The sequence below is a fragment of the Serratia sp. LS-1 genome, assembly GCF_003719595.1.
GTDB lineage: Bacteria > Pseudomonadota > Gammaproteobacteria > Enterobacterales > Enterobacteriaceae > Serratia > Serratia ureilytica.
Genome location: NZ_CP033504.1, coordinates 2586864 through 2605675, shown reverse-complemented (window position 1 = coordinate 2605675; position 18812 = coordinate 2586864). Strand labels below are relative to the sequence as shown.

Genomic DNA, 18812 nt, shown 5'->3' with positions numbered 1-18812 from the left:
AAGAGGTGATAAACATGTTAGATCCAGCCAAAATTTTAGAAACCATGAAGGCCGGCGGCAATTTGGGCACCAATTCCCAATCGTCGCTGAGTCAACCGTTTATGCAAGGCGTCAGCAATATTCAAATGTCGGGGCCGGATGCGGCCAAGTCGGTCATGAGTAATGTGACAAAATCTTGCGATGATATGTTCGGCAATATGAAGGGCATTTTTAATGGTCTGCAATCGAATGTGAACGCACACCAAAAAATGCAAACGAGCGAGCAGCCGAAAGATTTTAATGTTTCCATGGACGATCTTCGTCCGGCGATTGCGAAAGGGTTCCCGCACGAAATGGCGGACTTCTTTTCCAAAGTGCCGAAACTGTAATCAAAAACTCGATGGATAAAATACCGGGAGGCGGAAATGCCTCCTGGTATTCACAAGGAGTGTTGCGATGATCTATGACTGGATGCTCAAAAACGCCAATAAACGCATGGGTTTTTTTATCATGGTGATACCCAGCCTGTTTTTTTGGATATTGGTTTTTCTGACCTTATCTATTTTTTGATTCTTTGATGTAAAAAAAAGCACCCGCGAAGGTGCTTAAAATGAAGCGAATTAAAAAATAGGAAGGGATGATTATGAGTTGTTATTACAGTTTAGAGATGATCTGCAATCCGCTGGAAATCAGCGCATCGACGGCCAGACCAATACCTTTACCGATGGTGCCGACAACAGTTTTGGCATCCGGGTTAACACCGGCAATCGCGGAAATGGTATCAATACCTGTACCTACCGCACTGCCAATCAGTGTGCCTACGTCACCAAAAAAACCAGCACCGTTAACTTGTTCAATTTCTACTGCGGATAGTTCTTTCATGATTGAAACTCCTTTTTCAGTTAGCCCTTTACTTCAGGCAATTTCATTATTGCAAATCAGGTCATTTTTTCAATAAAACTCGTGCTGTTTTTTTATACTATTGTGTTTTTTGTTAGATTGATTTTGCATCGTTAGATTATATATTGCCGAAACCTGGGTTTTTATATCTTACTCGCCTTGAACGGCGGCGGTTTTATGAGGTTATTATTTTAAATCGGAATGATATATACCAGAAGGGAGACCTTATGAAGGTATTGACGACGCCGGAAAGACCTTTCCGGTATGATGAGCTTGCGGATAAAATCATCCGGGAGGCCAGGAGCCGCTTGGGCTGCGCCGTTCTGCGGTTTTTAGACTGCATGATCCTGGGTTATGGCCCGCCGGTGATAGTCTTTGATATCTATAATAATCACGGTAAGTTGCAAACGTTCAAAGTCATTCTTCCTCTTGGGAGCGACAAGCAGCTAAAAAAAGATCACCTCGGGTTGGTTTCCTGCCTGGAGGCTAAAAAATTGATGAGGATAAAAAAAATATAAATCATCCCGCTCGTCAACGATGCCGCGTTATCTTTCTGCGCTGCGCATCACTCCTGAAAAATCTTTACTCCTACCAGGCATTTCTTGCGCGGGCGGCCGATGGGTTCGCCTTCTTCTTTTTTGTTGCCGTCTACATGAAAGGGCGGGAATCACTTACTGCCATAAAGTGTAGCTTTTTTTTATGCAATTTTTTTACAATAAAATGAATATGGTTATACTCTGTTTAATAGGGTCTGCGATGACCCCGCCGCCTCGTGCGAAAAAAGCATTATCCTGCCTTTATCATAAGTAAATTCCTAATGCATAAACGGATTCTCTTAACAATCAATGTCACGCAATGTTATGTTCTATATTATGTGTTTTTTCGATATTTATCTGGATATATTGCGCTCTTGGAGTAAAATTAACGTATCAGAGAAAAATCTTAGCACCGTGATGCTGATGGCAATGATGCCTTATAAATATATCTTACGATAACAATTTCCCTTGCGAAGCGCGGCCGCTTACCGCGTCTTGCTTTTGTATGCTCTCCAGGGCAGATGATTTATATAACCCTATATATAAAATGCACTTTTGCGAGGCAAGGTCTTTTTTGCTTCGCCTATAACGCTTTTTTATTAAAAAGCACGTTAAAACAAAAAATAATCACAGCAATGATATTGCAGTAAGGAGAGTGAGCAAGCGTAGTCAAAAGGGAGGTTTGTTAATGGAGCGCGTCAATATCGCTATTGTGGATAAAAATCAATTCTTCAAGCTGGGGTTGAGTCTTGCCTTGCAAGAAGGTTTTCTCACGAATGGCATTAAGGCCAAGATCACGGGAGAAGAACGTGCCAACATCATATTCAGGGCGCCGGACAAGCGGGTGTCCATAAATTTTTGTCATACCCAGCTTTTGCAGGGCAACTTTTCTTCTATTCCGCTCTATTTTTCAATATTGGAGCATAAAAAGACATTCCCTAAAATTCATTGCAATTTGGAAGCCGGAAGTATTACGCGCAAAGACAGCGTGGCGGCGATCGTGGACAAGGTCATGTTCTGCTATCGCAAGAAAAATAGTTTGGTTTCAAGCTATTGCCCGCGTTGTCGTACCCAGTTGACCTTTAGCGAGGGGAAAGTGTGCCGTTTAATCCATCTGGGCTATTCACAAAACCAAACGGCGATGTTGCTCGGCATCAGCCCGAAAACGGTGAGTATTCATAAACGTTCGGCTATGAGAAAACTGAACATCGATAATAATATTGAATTCTTGCGCTGGTTAAAAATGCACAGCGACTCTTGTTAATCAGGGAAAGGACGCGAACGGTCCGGCGCCGTATTATCAGCGGCGCTGAGCGGTCATCTTTTATTGATTTCCGCCCGGCATGGAATCGGTTTTATAGGGAGATAAAACATGGCTGTCTTTGTGAGAGAAGCGGTTTCTCATAATCATTTCAAATTATTGCAGGAGCTTTATGGCAGAGATTTGGGCGGGGAGCGTTTCCTGCACTGGAAGCATTTGCTCGATCCGCATTGTGGGGCGCCGATGGAAAAAACAGGCATATTTTACAAGGATCAAGAACGTTATCTCGGGATGTTTGTATCCAGTTTTTATCCTTTTAAAATCAATGAATTGTCTTTTAATGTTAATATGCTTGGCGATCTTGGGATCCACCGTCAGGTCAAATCTTCCACCGTCTTGAAAGATTTTTTCCTGCAGGCCAGGCGTTCGGATGTGGCGGCGGATATCTGCTTTTCCGATGACAGGAAGATCAGGGTTTATGAAAAGATTTTTAGAAAGTATTTAACGACCAATACGCAAATCTATCCCTTCGTCGAATTAACCTTAAAGCCTGATAAGTTTATGGCCTTTCGTTTTACCGAGGGCGGACAAGCGCGGCAGGCCAGCTTTATCAATAATCTGGGGCGAGAAAAAGATCATCGCGCATTTGAATATATTGAAAAACATCCTCTGTATCATAAAATTCATTATATCAATAAAGGCAATCTCTACGCTGTGATTGGCTGTTCCAGTGAGTGTGCCGAACTTTTGGATATTTCCAATCCTTCCAGGGAGTGTTTTTCCTGGGCCATCGGCGTTTGTCGGCACCTGCATAGCCGTTGCAAAGTGATGATCCCTATTGGTTTTTACAAGTCGATTTGCGCTCAGGCGGCGGAGGTCATTGCAGAAAAGCGCATCAACATGCTGATCGGTTATTACTCAGAAAAGATAAGCGAGCTGATGCCGAAAGAGGTTTGGGTATGCCGCATGGATCGCCGTTAAGCAGGGCACGTGTATTCTAAATGGAGTGTTTGTCATGGAAGAGATTCCTGTATCACCCTATTCAAAAGTTTTTATCGATGAATATGACCGCCATCCAGAGGGCTGTAATTACAACGTATTGGTGCTGCAGCGTATTGAGGGCGCGCTGGATCCCATCAGATTACAAGCTGCGCTGAATGCGCTGGTGCAAGATCATGTCCTGCTGAACAGCCATATTCATGAACGGAATGGCGAACTGTATTGGCGTCGCAATGACGCAATCCATCCTTTGCAGCATTACACGGACCGCACGCTGCTGACCCAAGTGATTCGCCAGCCCTTCGACATTTACCGCGGGCCGCTTTATCGTTGGGCGCTTTTCGCCGAGGGGCCGGGGCGCTATACCCTGGCGCTGGTGGGCCATCATCTGGTGATCGACGGCGCGTCTTCCGACGAGTTTTTCTCATTGGTGAGCCAGTACTATGGTCAACAGCGGCTATCGACCCGCCTCGAGGCGGCCGAGATTGCCGCCATCAACCGGCAGCTGCAGCGCGAGGTGGAACAACTGGCCGCCGATGGAGCGCTGGCCCACTGGCGGGCCGAAGCGGCAAATTTGGGCGCGATAGACGTGCCCTTTGAGAAAAGCGGCGCCGTGCGAAACGATGAGGCGGCCGAGCTGCGTTTCCAGGTGCCCAAAGCGCAATGGAAAGCGCTGAAGCAGAGCGCGGGAATACGGCGAATGAATGACTTTCTGGCGTTGCTGGTGCTGTGGGGCATCTTGATGGCGCGCAGCGGCAATCAGGAAACGGTCTATATCAGCTATCCGGTGTCGATAAAAAAGGGGCAAAGATTTGCGCTTGGCGGGCATGTCAACACCAGCGTGATGCCCCTCGCGCTGCGTGACGGCGAAGGCTTCGCCGCCGTTTATCAACGCGCGCTGGCGTTTATTACCGCCGCGGCGCCGCACTCGCGCCAACGGTTTAACCAACTGCCCACGCAACAGGTGGTGCAGGCGCTGGGTATCCGCGCGATGCCGATTTCCTTTGCCCAAACCAACCTGCGCGATGCGGCATTGGCGCTGGCCGATTGCGCCACTTCGCCGTTGTTTGAAGCCAACCACGATATGGCCAGCGCGTCGCTTTCCCTGGAATATGAGGATCGGGCCGACAGCGATGCCTTGCAGTTCCGGCTGCGTTTTCGTCAGGACATGTTTGACGAAGATGACATGCGCGACTGCGCGGAACATTTCATGCGCTTGATGCAAGCGGCGATGCGCGCGCCTGACGCGCCTTTACGCCACCTCGGCTTTTATCCCGCCGCCGATATGCCGCCAGATGACGACGCGGCCCCCGCGTTGCCGAGAGAAACCCTCAGCGCCCGGTTTGAGGCGATCGCGCTGCGTTATCCGGATAAGATTGCGCTGGAGTTTGAGGGGCTGCATGTCAGCTACCGTGAGCTGAACGGCATGGCGAATAGCCTGGCGCGCGAAATTACGTTCCGCTACCAAGCGCTGACCGGGGTCGCCCCTCAGGCGGACACGCTGATTGCGCTGTACAGCGAGAAAAGCCTGGAAATGGTGGTGGCGCTGCTGGCGGTGCTCAAAACCGGTGCGGCCTATGTGCCGCTCTCCTGCAATTATCCTCAGGCGCGCATTCGGCATATTCTCGAAGAAACGCGCGCGCCGGTGCTCATCGCCGGGGAAAGCCTGCAGTCGGCCGCCGAGGCGCTGGCGGCGATGATGCCGCACGCCGTGTCCGTCCTCACGCTGGGCGATCTGAACCGCCTGCCGCACGAGCGGCAGAATCTGCCGGCCATCACCGGCGCCGACCGGCTCGGCGCGGTGATCTATACCTCGGGATCGACGGGGATCCCGAAAGGCGTGATGCTCGAGCAACACGCGATGTGCGGGTTGGCGACCGCATCCGGCATCGCTGTCACGCCCGATGACGTGTTGCTCTTCCTCTCGAGCCCGGCGTTCGATGCGGCGACGTTCGAGGTGTGGGGCGCATTGCTCAACGGCGCCAAATTGGTCGTCGTGCGCGACACGGAGGATATCGCCGGCGATGTGCCGCAGCTGGAGGCCTTGCTGCGTCGGCAGCAGGTATCGATTCTGTGGGCGACGCGCAGCCTGTTCGATCATCTTTACCTCAGTCACCCCGACCTGTTCGCCGGGCTGCGCTGTCTGCTTGTGGGCGGGGAGGCGCTGACCGCCACGCTTATGCAGCGCCTGGTGCGGCAAGCCAACCGCCCGCAGCAGGTCATCAATGGCTATGGCCCGACGGAATGCACCACGTTCACCACGATGTACGCCATCGCGGCGGATGAAACCCGCAGCAGCATCCCGATTGGGCGAGCCATACCGGGGCGCGAACTTCATGTGCTGGATCGCTGGCTGCAGCCGTTGCCGCCAGGGCTGGCCGGCGAGCTGTATATCGGCGGAGACGCGCTGGCGCGCGGCTATCTCAACCAGCCGCAGCAGACGCAAGAGCGTTTCATTACGTTGAACGGGCGACGCTTGTATAAAAGCGGCGATCGGGTGCGAGAGTTGCGCGACGGCAATCTGGAGTATCTCGGCAGAAACGATTGCCAGGTGAAAATCCGCGGTTTCAGAATTGAACTCAGCGAAATAGAAAATACGATCAATGCGCTGGAGGGCGTCGAGAAATGCGTCGTGGTGGATGTCGTCCATCGCGATAGCAAGCGCCTTGCCGCGTATGTGCTGATGGCGCGGGGCGAGCCGCTGGATCCTGCCGATTTGCGCGCCCGGCTGGAGCGGATCCTGCCGGATTACATGGTGCCGTCCAGCTATGTCGCGCTCGACGAGATACCGCTGACGGTGAACGGCAAGCTGGATCGCACGGCGCTGCCCGCTCCGCAATTCGCGCAAAACGAGCGATATGCCGCGCCGCAGAATGCGCTGGAGGCGTTGATTTGCGCCCTGTGGGCGGAGATCCTCGGCGTTGAACGGGTTGGGGTGGATGACGACTTCTTTCGTCTGGGCGGCGATTCGATCCAAAGCATCGTGTTCACCAGCGAATTAAGCAAGTCGGGCTATCACAGCAACTCGCGTGCGGTGTTCGAAACCCGGAATGCGCGGGCGCTGGCCAAGCGCATCTTGCAGCAACGGGACGCGATTGCGCCGCTCAATGAACAGGGCGAGCTGCAGGGCGAATTCGAATTGCTGCCGATTCAGCGCTGGTACAACGAGCAGCCGCCGCAACATCGCGCTTTCTTCAACCAGACTTTTTTGGTGCGGGTGCCGCCGATGTCCGCCGAGCGCGTGGCCGATCTGGTCAACGGGCTGGCGTCGCGCCATGACATGCTGCGCGCGCGGTTTAGCGCCGACGATGCCGGCGCGCTGGTCGCGCAGCGCTATCTGTCGGTGGCCGACGGCGGCCCTTCATGGGGATACTATGACCTGGCGCTTTGTCGCCAAAGCCGCGCCGAACTTCTGCATCAATGGCAATCGGGGTTTGATCCGGTAGAAGGGCCGCTGTGCCGCTTCGTCTACATTTTCGACAGCAGCGCGCCCGGCTACGCGTTGATGTTCTGCGCATTCCATCATCTGATCATCGACGTGGTGTCCTGGCGCATCATCGTCAGAGACATGCGACGATTGCATCAGGGGGAATCGCTGTCGGCGAAAGGCACCAGCTACCGGCAGTGGGGCGAGACGTTAAGGCACTACGCGGCGAGCCGGCATGACCAATGCGCTTACTGGTTGGCGATGATCGCCGGGCAACCCGATTACGCCACGCTCAGCGAGGGGGCGCAGAGTCCGGCGTTTTGCCGCTTAGAGTGCGACGCGGCGTTGACGACGCTGTTGATGGACACCTGTCATCAGGCCTACCGCACCTCGACCCGCGAGGTGTTGCTGGCGGCGCTGGCGCCGGTGCTGCAGGCCTGGCATGGCCGTGCGGACAGTTACCTGACGCTCGAACACCATGGCCGCGATATCAATGACGATAAGATCCAGCTCGACGACACCGTCGGCTGGTTCACCGCCTTACTGCCTTTGCGCATCACCGCGCATCAGAGCCCAAAACACACGCTGCGCGCCACCAAGGACACATTAAGAAAGATGCCGGATCACGGCATCGGCTATTCGGCGCTGAAATACGGTTCAGCGTCGGACGACGAAGCGATAGCCTGTCTGCGGCGCCACCGCTTGCCGGCCATTTCATTCAACTATCTCGGCGTCTTTAACGAACAGACTGACGACGCCCTGTGGGCCTTGATCGACCAAACGGCGGATCTGGAAAACGGCGCGCTGCCGGCGAGCGACAATGTGCTGGATCTGGTGCTCTACGTGCACGGCGACCGGCTGAGCATCGTGATGTCGGGCTTATTGCCGCAGGCGACGCTGGCCCGGATCGGTTCGCACTATAGGGCGAGCGTGTCGGCGCTGGTCGAACACTGTTGCCACGAGGCGAGCCAGGGCGTTCGCCTCGCCAGCCCGGGGGACTTCCCCCATGCCGACGTCAGCCTCGCCGAGTTGGACCACTGGCAGCAACGTCATCGCATCGCCGCCGTTTTCGAGGCTACGGTTACGCAGCGGGAACTGATGTATTTCAACCGGCTTAACCGCGAGTATCAGATCGATCAGGCCGTTTATGAGGTGGCCGGCCCGCTGCAGCCGGAGGTGTTGAACCAGGCCTGGTCGCTGGCGCTGCAGCGATTTGAAATGCTGCGCGCCGGGTTTGGCGATCAAACCCGCCGTGGGCGGCCCAACGTCTTCATCTGCGAGACGCTGCAGGCGCCGATCGCGATCGAGGATTGGACCGATGCGCCGCCGTCCTCGCTGGAAGAAAGGATGGAAGCGCTGTTGGCCCGGGAACGAGAAACCTCGTTTGAGCTGGATGCGCCGCCGTTGATCCGCTGGCGCCTGATCAAGTTGAACGCCGATGAGCACTATCTGGTGCAGACCTTTAACCATATCTTGTTCGACGGTTGGTCCCTCGGCGTTCTGTTCGAACACTGGTTCAACGACTACCTCACCTTGCTGGAAGGGGGCGCGCCGACGCTGGAAATTAACCGATTTGAGCCGTTCGCCGCTTATGTGCGCGCGCACGGCGACGATCCCGAAGCGCAGGCGTTCTGGGCGGACTATTTGCGCGGAGCGCCGGTCAACCAACGTTTGCCGTTGAGCGCTTCGCCGGATGCCGCGCCGCAGGGGCGACGCATGCGGCAATATGGCGCGGAATTCACCGCGGAACAGGTGGCAAGCCTCACCGCGTTTTGCCGGCGCCAGGGGATCACGGTCAATCAACTGACGCAGCTGGCCTGGATGCTGGCGCTGGCCGAAGCGCTGGCCTGTGACGATATCGCGATCGGCACGACCATGAGCGAGCGCCCGGCGGACATTGAGCAGGTGCAGACGCTGTTTGGCCTGTGTGTCGCCAGCCCGGTGCTGCGCCTGCAGGCGATTCGCCGCCGGCCCATTTATGCGTTGCTGGCCGATATCGCGGATTCCCAGACGCTGAGGCAGAAGTACGCCTTTTCCGAACTGAACCGTTACGACGAACAATGGGTGCCCACTTCGCCGTTCGGCAGCCTGTTTGTGTTTGAAAACATGCCGCAACCGCAGAAGGATCCGCGCTTGCCGTTTACGTTCCGGGTGACGGATATCGTCAGCGGCAGCAACCACCAGACGGTGCTGTGCTTGTTCCCCGAAGCGGAACGGCTCGCCATTTCACTGTTTTATGATTCTCACGAGATAGCTCAGGAGACCATCGTTGCGGTAGGACGCCGTTTTCAGGCCATTGCGCTCGCGATCGCTCACCTTCCGCCCGACAGCGAAATCCGCGCCGAAGACGGGATTATCCAGACGGAGGAGGCGTGATATGTGGCTTGCTATCGACGGCAAAATAAAATACCGGGCGATCGTGAGCGATCTTGACGGAACCTTGCTGGATCCTGCCGGGAATCTGTCTGATCTGACGGTGGAAACGCTCAATATCCTGCATGCCCGCGGGCTGGAAATCGTCATCGCGACAGGCCGTTGCGATGCGGATGCGCGCGGGATTGTGGATGGCTTGGGGTTCTCGCCGGCGATCGTCTCCTGCAATGGCGCGATGGTCAATATCGAGGGGCGGCCGGTGGCGGATAAACGCTATTTCCTGCCTCGCGACAGCCAAATGATGTTGATGGATTACCTCTTCGCCTGTCCGCTCCACGTGACGTTGTTCACCCAGGAAGGATGGATGATGGCCGAAGAGAATCCGCATTTTGCCGACTATATCAAAACCTCGGGCGTCGCTTGCCGCTATGTCGAACCGGAGGCGATGAAACGGCAACCGATCCTGAAAGTGCTGCTGCAGGGTGAAGCGGCGCTGATCGAGCGGTTTTACGACGAGGTCAGTCAGGCTTTCGGAAAAACGCTGTCCATCTGTAAGTCCTCTGCGGAAACGATAGACATCATGGATAAGCATATTTCCAAGGCCAGAAGCGTGGCCGACTATCTGAGCGCCAAACAGATAGCGATGCGCGATTGCCTCTCTTTCGGCGATGCGATGAACGATTTGGACATGCTGCGCTGGGCCGGAACGGGGGTGGTGATGGGCAATGCCATGGGCGAATTGAAGCGCGCGCTGCCGTTTAACCCGATTGCGCTGCCCAACAGCCGCAATGGCGTCGCCGATTATCTCTGCCGTGAGTTCGGCCTGTTCTGACATTGTCACCGCCGCGCGGGTGAACGCATTGGCAACAGGGTCTTTCGTGGGCAGATAACAAGGAGGTGAACAAACAGTGAGGGTTTCATTTTTTCATTACTAAACATGTCGATAAATACAAAGGAGACAGTATGAAAGAACTGACTGAAGCAGAAGTCATGGCGGTTTCCGGCGCAGGCATCGCTTCCGATGCCGGCAAAATCCTGGGCAATGGCATTGGCGCCATCGTAGATGCCGGTACCGGTCTATTCGGGATCCACGCGGATGCGGCGGGCGCCGGCGCCAAACTCGGTGAGGGCATTGGCGCCGTCATCGATGCCGGGATTAGCGCCTTCTCGCAGCTGTTTGGCCGTAAATCGTCATAAGCCCGGCCCTTAATGAAAAGTGCCCGCAAGGGCACTTTTACCTCGCTCATGTCGGGAGCCGGAAGAACGGCAAAGGGAGAGTTCATGGCGAATAAAATCATCTTGATCATGGTCATCAATCTGTTCGTGGCGGTGGCGTTGGCGGTGTTTAACTTTATCTATATCCAAAAGAAGGTGGATATACGCGCCCCCAATGACGCCACGCCCTTTCAGGTGACCGAGAAAGCGCAGGGCAGGATCGTCTCCATGCAGCAGACTTCGGTATTTCTGAACAACAATCCTGTGGTGGCGTTTACCTTGGAAATCAACGCCAGGCGCAAACAGTTTACGATCGCTGACCATCGGGAGGTGGTGCTGTATATCGCCATGAGCCGTTATGAGGAAAACGGCGTTTACAGCCTATTGCTGGGCGAGAACGACAGAGACGTGGCGTTCGAAAAGGACAGCTTTGGCTATCCGATACGCTTTCATCAGGTGCTCTAGGCGCGCGGAAGGTTTCCTGCCGCCAGGCGGCGTACAAGGGATTTGCCACGGACAAAGGGGGAGGAAAAAATGCTGAAACGCATCGGATACATCGCGCTGATTTGCCTGGCCTTAATCGGCGGGCGGCAGGCCATGGCGGCAGAGGAAGACCGCTGCTTTGCGGACGAACATCCCGCCTTGCACACCGTTATTCCTTGTTATAACAATCAGTTGGCCATATTGCCTCTGTCATATTCGTTAAAGGGCGTGGATAACGGCCATGACGTGTCGATACGCCATTATCGGTTGATGTCGCAATCCTGGTCGCCGCAAGACGCCATCCGGCCGACGCAATGGTGGCACGATGTGGATATTTATATCCCCAACGGGGCGCTTGCCCGTAAAGCGTTGGTGCTGATGAGCGATGACTGCGCTTGCGCCGCCGCCGGGGCGAGCGGGCCAGGCAAGCAAAATGCGGCATTTTCCGTCGCTACGCCGGCGGCCTTGGCGGCGGAAAGTCACACCATCGTGATTGTCGTCAACCGGCTGCCTTATCCGTACCTGGAATATCAAAATGAGGGGCGGCGTCGTGCGGGGGAGGACAGCCAGGCCCGAGGCTGGCGATTGTTCCTGGACGATGCGGATGAGTACTTGATGATGCCGCTGGCGATCCCCATGACGGCGGCCTTGTCGCAAACCATGACGCTGGCGCAGCGCGAATTGAGCCGATGGGGGATAGATCAATTCATCGTGGCGGGCGCGGCGAGCGGCGCAACCGCGGCGTGGCTGGCGTCATTGTCGGATGAGCGCATCGATGCCGTCGTCGCCATGTTCCCGGATGGGGTCGCGGCGCGGCAGGTCTTGAAGCATACCTATCGTACGTATGGCGGCCGTTGGCCGTTGGCGTTTCATCCTTATTACCAACTCGGCATCGATCGGCGCATAGAGACGCCGGCGTTCGACAAACTGATGCAAATAGCGGATCCCACCGCTTATCCGCCGCCGACGGCGGGAGAGCGGCCAGCGGCGGCGAAATATGTCATCATCGCCAGCGGCGACGAACGTTATCCGCCGGACAGCACGCGATTCTATTTCAGCGCCTCACCGGGAGAGGCTTCGCTGCGCGTGATTGCCGACGGGGATCGCGCGGCAAGCCGGCCGGCCGCCGAACGCGCCATACTGGCGATGATCAAGCGCCGCCAGCGCGATATCGCGTTGCCGACGATCGAGGTGCAAGGCAGCGCCGCGGATGCTGCGGTGCGCACGCTGCGTTTTTCCGAACCGCCGGCCACCGTGCGGCGTTGGAGCGCGCACAACCGCACGGCCCGAGATTTTCGTTATTCGTGCGGCGTACGCTTTACCCCGGAGCCGTTGGCCGCAGCGGAGGCCGATCGCGGCGAGTTTCGTCTGGCCGCCCCGGCGCAAGGCTGGGAGGCCACCTTTATCGAGGCGGTGTTCAACGATGGGTTTATCGCGACCACGCCGGTCTTTATCACGCCTGACGATAACTATCCGTCCGTCGTTCCCGCGGGCGATGGCCTGGCGTGTGAAACCCTACCCGGCAGAGGGCTGGGGGAAGATTATCGCCATGACGATTAATTAGCGGCGCCGAAAAACAATAAGGCGGCAATGCGTTATTCTGCGCGACAGAGCGCATTGTTGCCTTGTTTTCGAAATAGTGAACGGCGTCAGACAGAATATTTCTGCGTAACGCCATTTTCTCGTTGTCACATGACCGCGCCGGTTTCACGAACGGCGAATGCTTTATTCTCCCTCCTGTTCGATAAACCGTTATCGCCATGCTTTTCCTATTCCTCTGCTCCTCTCGCTGCCGCCGCGTCGTGATGCCTTTCGTAATATAACTGTCATTTATTTCAGGGCGAGTTTTATCGCCCGGCTTTCATTTTACGGCGATGTCGCCCGATTTTCCGGCTGAGGGGGAAATGAGGAGGATCTGGCGAAAGCGCCTTCGAATAGCGCGAGAATAAATTCCCTGGCGGCCAGATGATTGAATCAAGAAACGCCGATTTGGCGGTTTTTTCAAAATAAAATTAAGAATGATGCTAATTCTATTTGGGGTAATTATCTTTTCTCATCTTTACATTGATTTTATGTATTGCTAAAGGGGGAAAGCTAAGCATAATTAACTGTGAAAGGAGCGGAGCTCCTATTCTCCCTGTCCGGGCTCTCCGTGGCGGGGATATTTTGAAGTCTGTCTAATCAAAAGGAGAAGTACCCATGATGGAAAAAAAAGTGATTATGTTGGCATTTGTCGCGGCAGCGTGTTCAAGCGCTTTACCTGCTCTGGCAGCAGATGGTCAGGTTAATTTTACCGGGAATATTGTCGATGCTGCGTGCAAGGTCACGAATGACTTGAGTAATCCATTAAATGTTGTTTTGGGTGATGTGGCCCGAACGGCATTTGCGGGTGGCAAGGGATCAACGTCCAGCGCGACAAAATTCACGCTGGAAGTCACCGATTGTCCGGATACGGTAAAAAGCGCCACCGTTAAGTTCGACGGCGCGGCCGATAACGGCGACAGCAACGTATTGCAGCTGACCCAGGAAACGGATGTCGCTACCGGCGTCGGTATCCAACTGTCTGATATTTCTAACAGTGTTCTGCCGCTTTACACGGCGTCGACGGCTTATCCGTTGGCTTCCGGCAGCGGCGTGAAAAATAACCTCGATTTTACCGCCCGCTATATTTCCACGCAGGCAGATGTTACCGCCGGTAAAGCTAATAGCGTCGCCACCTTTACGCTGAATTATAACTGATAATATTTTCTTGCCCGCTGGTTCACAGCGGGCTGTATTGCCTCGGAGATAATATTATGCGTTTTAATCGCTACGGCGCCTTAGCGGCTTTCATTATTTTATTGTTTGCGTCTACGGTTCACGCCGGCGTGGTGATTGGCGGGACGCGGGTGATATTCAACGGCGAAAAAAAAGAAGCGTCAATCAGCGTGGAGAATCCGGATAAAGAACCGTATTTGATTCAGTCCTGGCTGGAGAATCAACAAAGCGGGGTGGATAAAATCGCGTTTATCGTTACGCCGCCTTTATTTCGGCTGGACGGCAACCAGGAAAATATGCTGCGCATCGTGAAAGTGGGCGATGACTTACCGAAAGATAAAGAAAGCTTGTATTGGATGAATATTAAATCCATTCCTTCAACAACCCAGGCGGGTAAATCGAATACGCTGCAAATAGCGGTCAAGACCCGCATTAAATTGATTTATCGGCCGGCGCCGCTGCTCCGCCAGGTGCCCGAAGAAGTGACGCAGCAGCTGAAATGGCAGCGTGTCGGTTCAGAATTAAAACTCACCAACCCAACGCCTTATTATATGAACTTTCATTATGTCCGCATCGGGGGGCGGGAAATGAAAGAGGTGGCGTATATCGCGCCGATGAGCAGCGAAATGTTTGCATTGCCCGTGGCGGGCGCAACGTCGGTAAGCTGGAAATTAATTAATGATTATGGCGGCACAGGGAAAGAACATCAGTCAGGTATTTAATCTGTAAGGGAAGGCAGACAGAGGGATAAAACATTTCAATAATGGAGCTAATGAATGATAACTCAAAAGCGTATATTAGCGAAGCGGGATGCTTGGCTGAAACGCATAGCCTTATTCACGGCAACAACGGCGGTATGCGGCAACATGGCTAATCCCGCCTTCTCTCGTGACTATTTTAATCCGGCGTTGCTGGAAACCGGGCGCTCAGGTCAGCAGCACGTCGATCTGTCGATTTTTGAAAATGGCCAGCAGGTTCCCGGCACGTATCGGGTCGATATTTGGGTGAACGACATGCTGCTGGAAACGCGCGAGGTGTCGTTCGCTCGGCGGGCCGGCAGCGACGAGAAGGCCGATCTGCAGCCTTGTCTGACGCGGGAAGATCTGAAACGGCTTGGGGTGAAAGTTGAACTGTTTCCCGGTTTGGCCGGTGCCGATCGCTGCGCGAATTTGGCCGCGATCCCGCAGGCCTCGGCGCAATTTCAATTTAACCGCCAACGCCTGATGCTGAGTATCCCCCAGGCGGCGTTGGAAAATAAGGTGCGCGGATACGTTCCGCCGGAACAATGGGATGAAGGCCTGCCGGCGATGCTGCTGAACTATGGCTTCACCGGCAGCAACAGCAAGGGGCGCGATCGATTCACCCAGAGCGCAAGCAGTTATTACCTTAACCTGCGGCCGGGCTTCAACCTGGGCGCCTGGCGAGTGCGGAACTACACCACCTGGAGCTACAACAGCGCCGGCGGCGGGCGAGCGTCGGAGGATCGTTGGGACTCCGTCTATACCTACGCCCAGCGCAATATCATCCGCCTGAAAAGCTTGCTGACGCTCGGCGAAAGCAGCAGCCCGTCCGATGTGTTTGACAGCGTATCGTTTCGCGGCGCGCAGCTGGCTTCCGATGACGACATGTTGCCGGAAAGCCTGCGCGGTTATGCGCCGGTGGTGCGCGGCATCGCGCGCAGCAATGCGCAAGTGGTCATTCGCCAAAACGGCTATGTCATCTACCAGAGTTACGTTGCGCCGGGCGCGTTTGAAATTTCGGACATGTACCCGACCGGCGGCAGCGGCGATTTGGAGGTGACTATCAAGGAGGCGGACGGCAGCGAACAGCACCTGACCGTTCCCTTCGCCAGCCTGCCGGTGCTGCAACGCGAAGGGCGGCTGAAATATGCGCTGACCTCGGGGCAATACCGCACTTACGATCACAGCGTGGATAAAAAGATCTTCTCGCAGGCCAGCCTGATTTATGGCTTGCCCGCCGGTTTCACCCTGTATGGCGGCGGCCAATTCGCCGGGCCGTATCAATCGCTGGCATTGGGTCTGGGCAAGAACCTGGGCGAGTTCGGCGCCCTGTCGGCCGACGTCACCCAGGCGTGGGCAAAGCAGGAGCATCAACCGAAAAGCGATGGTCAGTCATGGCGCGTGCGGTACAGCAAAAATATCGTCGAGACGGGGACGAACTTCGCCATCGCCGGCTACCGCTATTCGACCAGCGGCTACTATGGGCTGCAGGAAGTGCTGGACACCTATCGCAGCGGCAACCGTTACGCCCCGATAGACCGCCGCAAGAATCGCGGCGAAATCACGCTGAACCAGAATTTATGGGAAGGGGCGGGGTCGCTTTCACTCAGCGCGGTCTCCGAAGACTATTGGGGCTCCGAGCGCAATATGCAGTCGCTGAGCGCGGGTTACAACAATAGCTGGAATGGCATCAGCTACGGTTTTAACTACAGCTATAGCCGGAATTCACAGGCTATTTACGGCGATTCGAACCGCGGGCGCATTTACGATCGCGATCAGATCTTCGCTTTCAACATCAGCGTGCCATTAGAGAAATGGCTGAGCAACACCTACGCCACCTACAACCTCAACACCAGCAAAAAAGGCAATACCAGCCATACGGCGGGCCTCAACGGCACGGCGCTGGCCGGCGGCAACCTCAGTTGGAGCGTACAGGAAGGGTATGGCAGCCAGGGCCAGGGCAACAGCGGCAACGCCAACGCCGACTGGCGCGCGACGTACGGCGAACTCACGGCGGGCTACGCCTACGATCGCAGTCAACAGCGCGTCAACTACGGGGTGAAGGGCGGGGTGATCGCCCATGAAGACGGCGTGACCTTCGGTCAACCGTTCGGCGAAACCGTCGCCCTGGTGCAGGCGGCCGGCGCGAGCGATGTGGCGGTCGGCAATCAGGTCGGGGTGAAAACCGACTGGCGCGGCTACGCGATCGTTCCTTACGCCACGCCTTATCGCAACAATTCGATTCGCCTCGATGTCGACAGCTTGCCGGATGATGTCGATCTCGAGTTGACGAACCAGTCGGTCACGCCGACTCGCGGCGCGGTGAGCCGGGCGAATTTCAAAGCCAACGTCGGCAGACGGATTTTGATGAAGGTGACGGACTCGCAGGGGGCCCCCCTGCCGCTGGGCGCCAGCCTGCGTCTTGCCGAGGGGGCGACTCAGCCGTTCCTGGTCGGCGGCGACGGCGTGGTCTATCTGAGCGGCATGGCGGAAAAGGGCCTGATCATCGCGCAGTGGGGCAGGAATGGCGAGAACCAATGCCGCATCCGTTACCAGTTGCCGGCGGAGCCGCCGTCAGCGGGTCTCCAAACCCTAAACGGCGTTTGCCAATAGATCTCGCTCTATTTCCATCATGACTTTTAAGTGAGAGTGAAAATGAACGTTTTTCTCAGGATATTCGGTTACGGCGCCCTGGTGTGGCTGGCGACGCTCACGACGGCGGTTTATGCCGGCACCTGTACCACCAACGCGAAAACCGCCCGTATGGGGTTGCTGACGCTGGCCGTGGATCCGCGCATTGAAGTCGGCGAGCAGTTGGCTGTTCGAACGGAGAACAGCATTAACGGCACGACGTTTTCTTTTCTTTGTTCCGGTTCGGTCGCCTATCGCTCCATGTCGCCGCTGACGCCGAGCGCGCTGCCCGGCGTATTTGAAACGGGCATCGAGGGCGTGGGGGTGACGATTTCAGACCTATGGCAGAGCAATAAGAACGTGCCCGTCAACACGGCGATTTCGCCCAACTTGCTGACGCCGTGGATCAATCGAAACGATGTTCGGCTGACGTTTATTAAAACCGGCCCGATCAAAACCGGCGGCGATATGGGCGGGAAAATTATCGCCAGATATTATCTGGATTCGACCTCCATTTTGGATATCAGTATTTCCGGCATGAAGGTCATTCAGAAAAGTTGCCTGGTTGATTTGAACTATAAAAATCAAACGGTAAATCTGGGCAGCCCTAAACGCAGCGAGTTTAACGGCGTCGGCAGCACGGCGGCGTCTTCCGAACGCAATTTTTCCGTGGTTCTGCAATGTCAGGAGGACAATATTCCGGTTCAGGTCACGTTCGAGGCGGCCGGAAATTCGCCTGGCGTGGGAATGATTGATATCGCCGACGGCGCCGATGCGGCGAAGGGCGTCGCCGTGGAAGTGTTGGATGAGAACCGTAATCCATTAACGTTTTCCAGACCGATCAATTACCACACCGCGGCTGAAAAAGAGATCAGGATCCCCTTGATGGCGCGCTATAAGCAAACGGGAGCCATTAGCCCCGGACAGGCCGACGCGGTGATGACATTCACCATTACGCAGAATTAAAGAGACCCCTATTAAAAATATAATGTCGTCTGTTCGCGCGACATTATTGGTGGCATCAGGCGCTGCAGGCCGATGCCAATGCAATGACAACACGCATGTATGGCAGTGTTTGTCCGTTTAAATATGGAGATTAACCAATGAAAGAACTGTCTGTTATCGAAATGAATGAAGTGTCAGGCGCTTATTCCTGGGATATGAGCAATGGACTGTCGGGGCTGATTGGCAGCGCCGTCTCCAATGCCGCGGAAGCCGTTTCATCCATCGCTCTGGGCGCCTCCGTGGGCAGCATGGCGGGCGCCGTCATCGGCGGTAAGCATGGCGGCGACGGCGGCGGCCTGCTGGGCGTCGGCTCGATTGGCCAGGGCGTCGGCATGGTCGCCGGCGGCATCCTGGGCGGCGTAGCCAGCGGCGTGGCCGCAGCCGTTATTGGCTGGGACACCACGCTGGAATACTCCAAAAAAGGCCTCGATGGGCTGATTAACGGCACCATCAGCTAAATCCATACGCGGTCCAAAGCCGCAGCGTTCTCGCTGCGGCTGTCTCCC

Annotated in this window: 15 protein-coding genes; 14 read left to right on the top strand and 1 reads right to left on the bottom strand. The window is 55.4% G+C overall.

The window, feature by feature from the left end; translation table 11 throughout:
• Nucleotides 1-14: 14 nt before the first annotated feature.
• Nucleotides 15-368, top strand: coding sequence for a DUF6277 family protein (locus EDY99_RS12560; RefSeq protein ID WP_033632662.1), 354 nt, complete (start codon nucleotides 15-17; stop codon nucleotides 366-368).
• Nucleotides 369-633: 265 nt separating this feature from the next.
• On the opposite strand, the gene EDY99_RS12555 is transcribed toward EDY99_RS12560, so the two are convergent.
• Nucleotides 634-861 carry a hypothetical protein gene (locus tag EDY99_RS12555; protein WP_004935320.1) on the bottom strand — a complete coding sequence of 76 codons (228 nt, stop codon included), beginning with the start codon at nucleotides 859-861 and terminating at the stop codon, nucleotides 634-636.
• Nucleotides 862-1106: 245 nt separating this feature from the next.
• Here EDY99_RS12555 and EDY99_RS12550 point away from each other — a divergent pair, with 245 nt between their 5' ends.
• From EDY99_RS12550 to EDY99_RS12490, 13 genes are all read left to right on the top strand, one after another.
• Nucleotides 1107-1397, top strand: coding sequence for a hypothetical protein (locus tag EDY99_RS12550; RefSeq protein ID WP_004935318.1), 291 nt, complete (start codon nucleotides 1107-1109; stop codon nucleotides 1395-1397).
• 706 nt (nucleotides 1398-2103) lie between these two features.
• The gene (locus tag EDY99_RS12545; RefSeq protein ID WP_004935315.1) at nucleotides 2104-2679 is read left to right on the top strand and encodes a LuxR family transcriptional regulator; all 576 of its coding nucleotides are present in this window, start codon (nucleotides 2104-2106) and stop codon (nucleotides 2677-2679) included.
• 108 nt (nucleotides 2680-2787) lie between these two features.
• Nucleotides 2788-3657, top strand: coding sequence for a hypothetical protein (locus tag EDY99_RS12540; protein ID WP_060660534.1), 870 nt, complete (start codon nucleotides 2788-2790; stop codon nucleotides 3655-3657).
• 34 nt (nucleotides 3658-3691) lie between these two features.
• Complete coding sequence (locus EDY99_RS12535) at nucleotides 3692-9478, top strand: non-ribosomal peptide synthetase (RefSeq protein ID WP_123061791.1); 5787 nt, start codon at nucleotides 3692-3694, stop codon at nucleotides 9476-9478.
• Between the two features lies 1 nt (nucleotide 9479).
• On the top strand, nucleotides 9480-10307 hold the full coding sequence (locus EDY99_RS12530; protein ID WP_033643650.1) for a Cof-type HAD-IIB family hydrolase: 828 nt from the start codon (nucleotides 9480-9482) through the stop codon (nucleotides 10305-10307).
• A gap of 131 nt (nucleotides 10308-10438) precedes the next feature.
• Complete coding sequence (locus EDY99_RS12525) at nucleotides 10439-10672, top strand: hypothetical protein (protein ID WP_004935304.1); 234 nt, start codon at nucleotides 10439-10441, stop codon at nucleotides 10670-10672.
• Between the two features lie 84 nt (nucleotides 10673-10756).
• Nucleotides 10757-11155 (top strand): hypothetical protein, encoded by a 399-nt coding sequence (locus tag EDY99_RS12520; RefSeq protein WP_042784953.1) that lies wholly within the window; start codon nucleotides 10757-10759, stop codon nucleotides 11153-11155.
• Nucleotides 11156-11224: 69 nt separating this feature from the next.
• Complete coding sequence (locus tag EDY99_RS12515) at nucleotides 11225-12733, top strand: PhoPQ-activated protein PqaA family protein (protein ID WP_047574616.1); 1509 nt, start codon at nucleotides 11225-11227, stop codon at nucleotides 12731-12733.
• A 639-nt stretch (nucleotides 12734-13372) separates the two neighbouring features.
• Nucleotides 13373-13912: a fimbrial protein gene (locus tag EDY99_RS12510; RefSeq protein ID WP_004935293.1), complete on the top strand. Its 540-nt coding sequence runs from the start codon at nucleotides 13373-13375 to the stop codon at nucleotides 13910-13912.
• 56 nt (nucleotides 13913-13968) lie between these two features.
• Nucleotides 13969-14652, top strand: coding sequence for a molecular chaperone (locus EDY99_RS12505; protein ID WP_033632666.1), 684 nt, complete (start codon nucleotides 13969-13971; stop codon nucleotides 14650-14652).
• A gap of 54 nt (nucleotides 14653-14706) precedes the next feature.
• Nucleotides 14707-17283, top strand: coding sequence for a fimbria/pilus outer membrane usher protein (locus tag EDY99_RS12500; protein WP_060660536.1), 2577 nt, complete (start codon nucleotides 14707-14709; stop codon nucleotides 17281-17283).
• 42 nt (nucleotides 17284-17325) lie between these two features.
• On the top strand, nucleotides 17326-18267 hold the full coding sequence (locus EDY99_RS12495) for a fimbrial protein (protein ID WP_033643645.1): 942 nt from the start codon (nucleotides 17326-17328) through the stop codon (nucleotides 18265-18267).
• A gap of 137 nt (nucleotides 18268-18404) precedes the next feature.
• Entirely contained in the window at nucleotides 18405-18764 is a 360-nt protein-coding gene (locus EDY99_RS12490) for a hypothetical protein (protein ID WP_004935280.1), read from the top strand.
• Nucleotides 18765-18812: the final 48 nt, after the last annotated feature.

Bases quoted from the DNA above. Each gene is read 5' to 3' on its own strand.
- EDY99_RS12560 (WP_033632662.1), top strand. From the start codon at position 15: ATGTTAGATCCAGCCAAAATTTTAGAAACCATGAAGGCCGGCGGCAAT.
- EDY99_RS12555 (WP_004935320.1), bottom strand. From the start codon at position 861: ATGAAAGAACTATCCGCAGTAGAAATTGAACAAGTTAACGGTGCTGGT.
- EDY99_RS12550 (WP_004935318.1), top strand. From the start codon at position 1,107: ATGAAGGTATTGACGACGCCGGAAAGACCTTTCCGGTATGATGAGCTT.
- EDY99_RS12545 (WP_004935315.1), top strand. From the start codon at position 2,104: ATGGAGCGCGTCAATATCGCTATTGTGGATAAAAATCAATTCTTCAAG.
- EDY99_RS12540 (WP_060660534.1), top strand. From the start codon at position 2,788: ATGGCTGTCTTTGTGAGAGAAGCGGTTTCTCATAATCATTTCAAATTA.
- EDY99_RS12535 (WP_123061791.1), top strand. From the start codon at position 3,692: ATGGAAGAGATTCCTGTATCACCCTATTCAAAAGTTTTTATCGATGAA.
- EDY99_RS12530 (WP_033643650.1), top strand. From the start codon at position 9,480: ATGTGGCTTGCTATCGACGGCAAAATAAAATACCGGGCGATCGTGAGC.
- EDY99_RS12525 (WP_004935304.1), top strand. From the start codon at position 10,439: ATGAAAGAACTGACTGAAGCAGAAGTCATGGCGGTTTCCGGCGCAGGC.
- EDY99_RS12520 (WP_042784953.1), top strand. From the start codon at position 10,757: ATGGCGAATAAAATCATCTTGATCATGGTCATCAATCTGTTCGTGGCG.
- EDY99_RS12515 (WP_047574616.1), top strand. From the start codon at position 11,225: ATGCTGAAACGCATCGGATACATCGCGCTGATTTGCCTGGCCTTAATC.
- EDY99_RS12510 (WP_004935293.1), top strand. From the start codon at position 13,373: ATGATGGAAAAAAAAGTGATTATGTTGGCATTTGTCGCGGCAGCGTGT.
- EDY99_RS12505 (WP_033632666.1), top strand. From the start codon at position 13,969: ATGCGTTTTAATCGCTACGGCGCCTTAGCGGCTTTCATTATTTTATTG.
- EDY99_RS12500 (WP_060660536.1), top strand. From the start codon at position 14,707: ATGATAACTCAAAAGCGTATATTAGCGAAGCGGGATGCTTGGCTGAAA.
- EDY99_RS12495 (WP_033643645.1), top strand. From the start codon at position 17,326: ATGAACGTTTTTCTCAGGATATTCGGTTACGGCGCCCTGGTGTGGCTG.
- EDY99_RS12490 (WP_004935280.1), top strand. From the start codon at position 18,405: ATGAAAGAACTGTCTGTTATCGAAATGAATGAAGTGTCAGGCGCTTAT.